Source organism: Desulfomarina sp., assembly GCF_054039375.1.
The window spans coordinates 1-9,038 of the sequence record NZ_JBPLBA010000227.1 but is presented as its reverse complement, the minus strand read 5'-3'; the positions used below and the strand labels follow the sequence as shown (position 1 = coordinate 9,038).

Annotated in this window: 8 protein-coding genes; all 8 read left to right on the top strand. The window is 50.8% G+C overall.

Annotated features, from left to right (window positions below; genetic code table 11):
• Positions 1-189 precede the first annotated feature (189 nt).
• The 8 genes from ACXLDX_RS12665 (at position 190) to ACXLDX_RS12630 (ending at position 9,019) form a co-directional block, all read left to right on the top strand.
• On the top strand, positions 190-1,257 hold the full coding sequence (locus tag ACXLDX_RS12665; RefSeq protein WP_457577551.1) for a dipeptidase: 1,068 nt from the start codon (positions 190-192) through the stop codon (positions 1,255-1,257).
• Positions 1,258-1,325: 68 nt separating this feature from the next.
• Positions 1,326-2,924, top strand: a complete 1,599-nt coding sequence (locus tag ACXLDX_RS12660) for an ABC transporter substrate-binding protein (protein ID WP_457577550.1) — start codon at positions 1,326-1,328, stop codon at positions 2,922-2,924.
• 392 nt (positions 2,925-3,316) lie between these two features.
• A complete protein-coding gene (locus ACXLDX_RS12655; protein WP_457577552.1) occupies positions 3,317-4,330 on the top strand; it encodes an ABC transporter permease in 1,014 nt (337 codons plus the stop codon).
• 2 nt (positions 4,331-4,332) lie between these two features.
• Positions 4,333-5,265 carry an ABC transporter permease gene (locus ACXLDX_RS12650; RefSeq protein WP_457577549.1) on the top strand — a complete coding sequence of 311 codons (933 nt, stop codon included), beginning with the start codon at positions 4,333-4,335 and terminating at the stop codon, positions 5,263-5,265.
• A complete protein-coding gene (locus ACXLDX_RS12645) occupies positions 5,262-6,140 on the top strand; it encodes an ABC transporter ATP-binding protein (RefSeq protein WP_457577548.1) in 879 nt (292 codons plus the stop codon). The genes ACXLDX_RS12650 and ACXLDX_RS12645 overlap by 4 nt, the downstream gene beginning before the upstream one ends.
• Positions 6,133-6,909 carry an ABC transporter ATP-binding protein gene (locus tag ACXLDX_RS12640; RefSeq protein WP_457577547.1) on the top strand — a complete coding sequence of 259 codons (777 nt, stop codon included), beginning with the start codon at positions 6,133-6,135 and terminating at the stop codon, positions 6,907-6,909. The genes ACXLDX_RS12645 and ACXLDX_RS12640 overlap by 8 nt, the downstream gene beginning before the upstream one ends.
• 248 nt (positions 6,910-7,157) lie before the next feature.
• Positions 7,158-8,135: a sensor histidine kinase family protein gene (locus tag ACXLDX_RS12635; RefSeq protein ID WP_457577546.1), complete on the top strand. Its 978-nt coding sequence runs from the start codon at positions 7,158-7,160 to the stop codon at positions 8,133-8,135.
• Entirely contained in the window at positions 8,132-9,019 is an 888-nt protein-coding gene (locus tag ACXLDX_RS12630; RefSeq protein ID WP_457577545.1) for an ATP-binding protein, read from the top strand. The genes ACXLDX_RS12635 and ACXLDX_RS12630 overlap by 4 nt, the downstream gene beginning before the upstream one ends.
• Positions 9,020-9,038 lie beyond the last annotated feature (19 nt).

The following is a 9,038-nucleotide window of genomic DNA, read 5'->3' as shown; positions in this document are numbered from 1 at the left end:
TTAGCGTGATGGTCTGTAACTGTTTTGAAATCTGAGGGGGTAATGCCGGGGGAAAAGCTGTTGACTTCTATTTTAGTGTTTTGTAGCATATAATCTGCTTTCAGTATGTGTCAGCTGAATTGAAATATGGGGGGGATAGTTGGTTTCAAAATTACGTCAAAAACACATTTCATTTCTTAAGGTGTCCTGATGTCCGGGGAGAGCAGTCCTTTGATTTTTGATGGTCATAATGACCTGGTGGTCCGGCTTTTAAAGATGACGCGGGCTGAAAGACGTCATCACCTGTTCGATGGTGCCGAAAAGGGACATCTTGACCTGCCCCGTATGCGGAAAGGTGGTTTCGGGGGCGGTTTCTTCGCGTTGTATATTTCTTCCAGAAAAAATGATGATGATCCTGCGGAAATGACAGGTCCGGAATATGACCTGCCTCTGCCTGAAGAGATACCTGTGCAGGTTGCCCTGCCGACGCTTCTTGCTGAAACGGCACTTCTCAGTCGCCTGGAAAGGGAGTCGGGGGGGCGGATGAAAATATGCACCACGACCGCAGATATTCGTCACTGTTTTGACCGCGGAGTGATTGCTGTCGTCATGCATATTGAAGGCGCGGAAGCCATTGATGATGAGTTTAATAACCTTGAGGTGCTTTATCGTGCCGGACTGCGTTCCGTCGGGCTGGTCTGGTCCCGGCCGTCCCGGTTTGGTCATGGGGTACCCTTTCGATTTCCCGGTTCACCGGACACAGGTCCCGGGCTGACACCGCTCGGCAGGGAACTGGTGAAGGAATGTAACCGGCTTAATATGGTTGTGGATGTATCCCATCTTAACGAGGCCGGTTTCTGGGATGTGGCAAAAATCACTGACGCACCTCTGGTGGCCACCCACTCCAACTGCCATGCCCTCTGCAGACAGAGCCGGAACCTGACGGACAGGCAGCTTGCCGCCATCGGTGAAAGTGGCGGAATAGTGGGTGTTAATTTTGCCACGGCGTTTATCCGGGCGGATGGTCAGATGCGTGAGGACACGGATCTGGATGATCTGCTGCGTCATTTTGATCATCTCATACAACAGGTGGGGATTGACGGAGTCGGTTTCGGTACTGATTTTGACGGGGCAAAGATTCCCGAGAAAATAGAAGATGCGGCAGGGCTGTGCCGATTGAGAACAGCAATGAAGCAGCATGGGTATGATGAGGAGACAATGGTTAAACTCTGTCATGGTAACTGGTTCAGGGTTCTTGAAGCAACTTTGAAGGGTTGAACCGGATTTCATGAACAGGCCTGTTCTCCATTTACGGGGAATATAAATTAAAAAAACAGGGAGGAAAAATGAATATCTGCAAAAAACTGCTCCTGGGTTCGGCAGCTGTGGCGCTTCTTGCGCTGACCGGTCCCGCGTACGCGAAGACACCGGCAAATATGCTGGTGATTGCAAACAGGATAGATGATATCACAACTCTTGATCCGGCCCAGTCATTTGAGTTTGCCGGTTCAGATCTTATCCGCAATGTCTATGGCAAACTTGTCAATTTTGATCCGGCGGATCTCAGCAAAGGGTATCAGCCCGATCTGGCTGAGAGCTGGACGGTTTCAGAAGACGGTAAAACAATCACTTTCAAAATGCGTCCGGGGGTAAAATTTCAGTCCGGTAATCCCGTGACGGCCAGGGACGCGGTTTTTTCACTGCAGCGGGCGGTTAAACTCAATAAAACGCCGGCGTTTATTCTTACCCAGTTCGGTTTTACAAAGGACAATGCCGATCAGACCATTAAACTGATTGACGATATGACTTTTTCCATCACCACGGACGAAAAGTATGCAACTTCTTTTGTCCTGAATTGTCTGACATCAACGATCGGCGGTATTGTCGATTCCAAAACCGTTCTGGCCCACGAAAAAGACGGTGACATGGGAAATGGCTGGCTGAAAACCCATACCGCCGGTTCCGGAGCCTATACTCTGGTAAACTGGAAGCCCAATGAATCTTATACCCTGAAGGCCAATCCCAATTTTTATATAGGAGCACCCAAGCTCAGTCGGGTCATTGTCCGTCATATCCAGGAATCCTCCACCCAGCGTCTGCTGCTGGAAAAAGGCGATATCGATGTGGCCCGGAATCTCAATCCCCAGGATGTTGCCGGGATCAGCGGGAATCCTGAACTCGCCGTTGACAGTGATCTGCGTGGTCGTATCATGTATATTTCCATGAACCAGAAGGACCCGAATCTTGCCAAACCGAAAGTCGTTAAGGCCCTGAAATATCTCATTGACTATAAGGGAATGCAGGATTCTTTCCTGAAGGGACAGTACACTATCCATCAGGCATTCCTGCCACGGACCTATCTTGGTGAGATTGATGACAAGCCGTACAGCTTTAATGTGGAAAAGGCCAAAGCCCTGCTGAAAGAAGCGGGACTGGCCGATGGATTTTCCCTGAAAATCAATGTGCGTGAGGCCCAGGAACGTATCGAAATCTCCCAGTCTCTGCAGAATACTTTTGCCCAGGCAGGCATCAAGGTTACCCTGGAGGTCGGTACCGGCAAACAGACCCTGGCGAAATACCGTGCCCGTGAGCACCAGATCTACGTGGGTGCCTGGGGACCTGATTATCCGGATCCAAACACCAACGCGGCGACATTTGCCTATAATCCGGATAATTCCGATGAGGCCAAGGCAACCGGGCTTCTTGCCTGGCGAAATGCCTGGTATATCCCTGAGATGTCCAAGGCCACCAAGGAAGCGGTCAAGGAAGGAGATCGTGAAAAGCGTGCCGCCATGTACCGCGCCATTCAGCGGGAACACCAGGAGCGTGCCCCCTTTGCCATCATGTTTCAGCAGATTGAACAGACCGGCAGGCGTGCGAACGTAAAAGGCCTCAATCTCGGTGGCGCAATTACCGCCGTTTCCTACTGGCCGGTAACAAAATAACCTGTAACCGCGACGGATTCGTGAGTGTTTTTCAGGTCATGACTTGAGGGTGCCTTGAAATGTAAACATAAAATTTACAATCAAGTCTTTCTGAAAATCACTCGCTTCCCGTCGGGGAATTCGCTGATAAATCAAGGGTGGGGTTGATGAAGGGACCCTGCCCTTGATTTTTTCTGCCGTCATTGCTCACAGGTACCTTTTTCACGGTTTCTTTTGTCCGTATAAGCAGGCTGTAGCGAAAAAAGAGCCTGCATAAATTTGTGACGCCTGTGAACAAATACAGCTAAAAGAAAATAAAAGAGTTGCTGCCCCCGTGAGGCGTTACTTTCTACCTGCTTCCGAATTTGATGAATTCTGAAAAAAAGACTGCAAAAAAGTATAAAAGTAAGGCCATGCCACCCTGGCTGGCCGGACTCGGCAACACCATCTTCACGGTGATGATCACCATGATCGGCCTGTTGTTTGTTACATTTATTATCGGTCGTGTCATGCCCATTGATCCGGTGCTGTCCATTGTTGGTGAAAGTGCTTCCAGGGCGACCTATGAAGCAGCCTACCATGAGTTGGGACTGGATAAACCGCTGCTCGTTCAGTTTCTTTTTTTTCTAAGAGATATTGCCACGGGAAATTTCGGAGAATCCCTGCTGACCGCAAGACCCGTTTCCCAGGATTTGCTGCGCGTGTTTCCCGCGACCCTGGAACTGGCAACGGTGGGGACGATTATCGGGGTATTGCTGGGGGTGCCGTTGGGTGTGGTGGCCGCAGTGAAGCGGGGCAGCTGGATTGATCATGTGGCAAGAGTCGTCGCCCTGATCGGTTATTCAATGCCGGTATTCTGGATCGGCCTTATCGGTCTGCTGGTCTTTTACGGTATTCTCGGCTGGATCGGTGGTCCGGGGCGGCTCGATATCTTTTACGTGGATATTGTACCGCCGGTCACGGGCATGATCCTGATTGACAGTCTGCTTGCCGGAGATATGGAGGTTTTCCGCAATGCCATTTCCCATATTGTCCTGCCCGCAGGACTGCTTGCCTATTATTCCCTTGCCTATATTTCCCGGATGACCCGCTCCTTCATGCTGGAGCAGCTTGACCAGGAATATATTATCACCGCACGGGTCAAGGGATTGTCTGAGAGTGCCGTTATCTGGCGCCATGCCTTCGGCAATGTCAAGGTGCCGCTGATTACGGTTATTGCCCTTTCCTATGCCGGTCTCCTTGAAGGTTCTGTTCTCACCGAAACGATTTTTTCCTGGCCGGGAATAGGCTCCTATATTACTACAGCATTGCTGTCTGCCGACATGAATGCAGTTCTGGGCGGGACTGTGGTTGTTGGCCTGGTCTTTGTCTGTCTGAATATTTTTTCGGACCTGCTTTATAAATTTTTTGATCCGAGGGCCAAATAGGTATGAGTACGGCAATAGAAACTCCACGGAAACAGACACTGTACGAGTGGTTGACCACGGACACACCCGCGTCGCGGAGGCAGGCCCGTTTCTGTGCCTGGTACAGGTCCTGGCAGGCCTTTCGTTCCAACCCCATGGCCATGTTCGGGCTGACAATCCTCTTTGCCCTGGTGCTGATTGCGGTTCTGGCGCCATTGCTGGCACCCCGGAGTCCCTTTACCCAGGACCTGGCGGCCAGGCTGACACCTCCGGGGGAAGGCGGGTATATTCTCGGTTCTGACTCCCTGGGGCGTGATATCCTGAGCAGGCTGATCTACGGTTCAAGGATTACCCTCTATATCGTTTCCCTGGTCGCCCTGATGGCACCCATAGTCGGACTCTTTGTCGGCACTGCGGCGGGTTATCTCGGCGGCTGGGTGGATGTGACCCTGATGCGTATCACCGATATTTTTCTGGCGTTCCCGAAGCTGATCCTGGCCCTTGCCTTTGTTTCAGCCCTGGGGGCGGGGATTGAAAATGCCGTCCTGGCCATTGTCCTGACTGCCTGGCCGCCCTATGCCCGTATTGCCAGGGCAGAAACCCTGACTATCAGGAATGCGGATTTTATCCATGCCATAAAATTACAGGGGGCGGGATCATTGCGTATTATTACCCGTCATATCTGGCCGCTCTGTATTTCATCTCTGGTTATCCGGGTGACGCTGGATATGGCAGGAATAATTCTTACCGCGGCAGGGCTCGGTTTCCTCGGTCTGGGGGCCCAGCCACCGTCCCCCGAATGGGGGGCCATGATCTCCGCCGGACGCAAGTTCATTCTTGATCACTGGTGGGTTGCGACCATGCCGGGGCTTGCAATTTTCATCGTCTCTCTGGCCTTCAACTTGTTGGGTGACGGTTTGCGGGATGTTCTGGATCCAAAGAAGAGTTCAAAATGACGAATCTGCTTGAAGTAGAAAATCTGACTGTAAAATTTCCAACCCGTAACGGTATTTTTGAGGCGGTTCGGCGGATTTCCTTTTCCCTTGGCCGGGAGCGCCTGGGGATTGTCGGGGAGTCCGGTTCCGGGAAGTCCATGACCGGTCGGGCCATTCTGCGACTGATAAAGAAACCGGGTATTCTAGAGGCTGACCGCATTGCTCTTGAGGGGGAAAACCTGCTGAAATTTACCGAAAAACAGATGCGCAGTGTCAGGGGCCACAGGATCTCCATGATCATGCAGGATCCCAAGTTTTCCCTCAATCCGGTGATGAGGATCGGTGATCAGATCTGTGAGGCGTATCGCCTGCACGCCCGTGCAGACCGAGCCGAGGCCAGGAAAAGGACACTGGCAATGCTGGAAAATGTTCTGATTCGAGACCCGGAGAGGGTTTTCAACGCCTATCCCCATGAAATGTCGGGAGGGATGGGCCAGCGCATCATGATTGCCATGATGCTTATTCCGGACCCGCAGATTCTGATTGCCGATGAACCCACATCGGCCCTGGATGTGACGGTGCAGAAGGAGGTGCTGGAAATCATGGATAAGCTCGTCAGAGAGCGGGGCATGGGGCTTATATTTATCAGTCATGATCTCAATGTGGTGTCCGCATTCTGTGATCGGGTGCTGATTATGTACTCCGGTCGGATCGTTGAGACATGCCGGGCCGACAGGCTGCATGAGGCAACTCACCCGTATACGGTGGGTCTGCTGAATTCCATGCCTCGGCTGGATCATCCGGTTGACCATCTTGAAGTATTGAAGCGTGATGAGGCCTGGAGCCTGGAGCCCAGTGTCAGCGGTGTTGTGGAAATGGAGAAGAACCGTGCGTGAAGGAAAGAAAAGCGGAATAGAGCTTGAACATGTTGATGTCTGGTTCGGTGAGGGGGAAGATCGTGTGGATGCGGTTATTGATGCCGCTTTTACGGTACCCCTGGGGGGGAGTTTCGGCCTTGTGGGGGAATCAGGTTCAGGAAAGTCGACCATACTGCGAGCCATTACCGGACTTGCTCCCACCTGGTCGGGCAGGATCGCCGTGCTGGGCAATGACCTTGGAAAGGAACGGGACAAAGAGTTCTATCGGGCGGTACAGATGGTCTTCCAGGATCCATACGCGTCCCTGCATCCCCGCCAGACCGTCGATCATGTATTGACAGAGGCCCTGGCTCTTCACGGATTTGATGATGTCAACAGGCGAATAGTCGATATTCTTGACGATGTGGGGCTTGATCAGTCATTTCGTTTCCGTTGGCCCCACCAGCTTTCAGGTGGTCAGCGACAGCGGGTGGCTATCGCCCGCGCCCTGATCATTGAGCCTTCCATTCTCCTGCTGGATGAACCAACCTCCGCTCTTGATGTCTCCGTGCAGGCGGAAATTTTAAATCTGCTGGTACGCCTGCGCCGGGAGAGGGAGCTGACTTACCTGATGGTTTCTCACGACCTGGCTGTAGTAGGTCATATGTGCAGTGAGATTGCGGTTATGAATCAGGGTGAAATTGTTGAAGTCCTGGGTGTGGAGGATCTTCGTGCCCTGAGGGCCGCCCATCCGTATACAAAGGAACTTCTTGAGGCCAGTGTGCAGAAAAGGCGGGAGGATGGGTGAAAGCGTGGAAATAAAAAGGCGGTCCGTTGGTAATATTATATATAATTAATGGGTTAGTTTTCCTGTCGGGTTTTTTTACATTTTTCCTGAAGGAACCTGAAAAACGGTTTTCCAGGGCTCTTGTGCCGGCATTGTTTGCGCTTTTTTTTCTCTCCTCGGAATATGCTTTTCTCAGCTTTCGATGGTCCGGTTCATTCGTGCAGGTGGTTCTTGTTAGCGAAGTTATATTTGCATTTATCTGGTTTCTGATGGCCTATCATCTCCGTAATGTGGTCATTGGAGGTTCCGGAGAAGAGTTGACCGGTTTTAAAACCAAACCTTTTATTGCTGCGGCAGCAACTGTCGCAGTATGTGGTTTTATTTTATGCTGTTCTCTGGTCGAAGTTTCCAGCATGGAGATGTCTTTTCAGACATTTGACTCTGTTTATTTTGCTGCAATCTATATTCTTGCTGTAACACTTTATGTTGCCTGGCGTCTCGAACAGTTCTGGCGCCGTCTGAAAGCTGCGCAGAGATGGGAATATAAATTCTTTATCGTTGGTGCCTACCTGACCTGTGCTTCCATGGCCTGGATCATGTCTTATCGCTTTACCTACCTGATTATATTGCCGGACCATTTAACTCTTATAGCCGGATTGCTGTCAGCAGGCGGCTTTGTGATGCTTTATGCGGTTATCCATCATCGACTGCTGAACAGGAAGATTTTCGTTTCCAGGAAGGTGATTTATTCCTTTGTTGTTCCCTCGTTGCTTGCGGGATATTTTCTTGGATTTGGTACAGTTACACTGGTTATGCGCACTTTCGGGCTGGAAATGACTTTTGTGCTGAAATGGTTGTTTCTCGTCCTTGGAGGAATCGGAGTTGCCGTTTTCGGTCTCTCCGGCAAAATCAGAAGCCGGATTCATTTTTTTATTTCAACCCATTTTTATATCAATAAATACGAGTACAGGGATGAATGGCTGGCCCTGTCAGAGCAGTTGCAGGGCGCTTTAACCGAGGATGGAGTCGTTCGGGCATTGCGGCGGGTTTTATCCGCCAGCCTCTATACAACGAAAATATACATCTGGCTTGGTGACAGGGCAAAGGGGTACAGGCTCGTTTCTCATCCCGAGAGTTTTACAGGAAGGCCAAAAGATAAATTTCTTAAACCTGACGATCCCCTGATAGAGTATATTTCCGTTCATCCCTATTTTCATGGGGGGGAAAAAATCAGGGCAGGGTCTTGAAAAATGTAGTGGTGGAGAAAGAACAGTTTCTTTCTTCCCTTGACCTGATTCTTGTGGCGCCTGTTTCCATTGGCAGCCAACTGCCGGGCCTGATCGGATTGGGACCGGAGTATACCGGAGGCCGGTATGGTTATGACGATTTTGATCTGCTTACGGCCCTCGGCAGTCAGACTGCCTCTGCGCTTCTTGCCGTCCGTATGGCTGAGCAGCTCGCCGGAGCCAGGGAGCGGCAGGCATGGGATCGTCTGTCCGCCTTTGTTCTTCACGATATAAAGAATGCTGCTACCATGCTTTCGTTATTGCAGGAAAACGCGGTTGAACATATTCATGAGCCAGAGTTTCAGAGAGATATGCTGGAGTCTGTGGATGATGCCCTGAGAAGAATGGCCCGTGTGGAACAACGGTTGAATACATTGAAGAAAGAGATCGTTGTCCACTGGCAGGTCATTGATCTGCAGCACTTTCTCCAGGACTGTTGCCGCAGGCTGCAGTCAAAGATCGCGACAATGACAGTTTCAATCGATGTCAGAGAGAATCTGCAGGTGAAGGCAGATCCGATTCTTTTCTATTCCATTATTGAAAATATTCTTATCAATGCATATCAGGCAAGGGAAAATGATCTTGTGGTTCGTATGGTTGCAGCCCGGGAAGGTAGTACGAAAAGGATTGTCATAACAATACTCGACAATGGTCCGGGAATACTGGAGGCTCTTCTGCCTGATGCGCTGTTTGAGCCGTTTAAAACCACAAAGAAGGGGGGGAGTGGTATCGGCTTATGGCAGGTGAAAAAACTGGTTGAAAAACTCGATGGTACAATCATCGCCGGAAACCGGAAAAACGGCGGGGCACGGTTTCAATTGAAATTGAATGCAGCCGGCGGGTGAATGCCTGTAACTTGTCAAA

Bases quoted from the DNA above. Each gene is read 5' to 3' on its own strand.
- ACXLDX_RS12665 (WP_457577551.1), top strand. From the start codon at position 190: ATGTCCGGGGAGAGCAGTCCTTTGATTTTTGATGGTCATAATGACCTG.
- ACXLDX_RS12660 (WP_457577550.1), top strand. From the start codon at position 1,326: ATGAATATCTGCAAAAAACTGCTCCTGGGTTCGGCAGCTGTGGCGCTT.
- ACXLDX_RS12655 (WP_457577552.1), top strand. From the start codon at position 3,317: ATGCCACCCTGGCTGGCCGGACTCGGCAACACCATCTTCACGGTGATG.
- ACXLDX_RS12650 (WP_457577549.1), top strand. From the start codon at position 4,333: ATGAGTACGGCAATAGAAACTCCACGGAAACAGACACTGTACGAGTGG.
- ACXLDX_RS12645 (WP_457577548.1), top strand. From the start codon at position 5,262: ATGACGAATCTGCTTGAAGTAGAAAATCTGACTGTAAAATTTCCAACC.
- ACXLDX_RS12635 (WP_457577546.1), top strand. From the start codon at position 7,158: ATGGCCTATCATCTCCGTAATGTGGTCATTGGAGGTTCCGGAGAAGAG.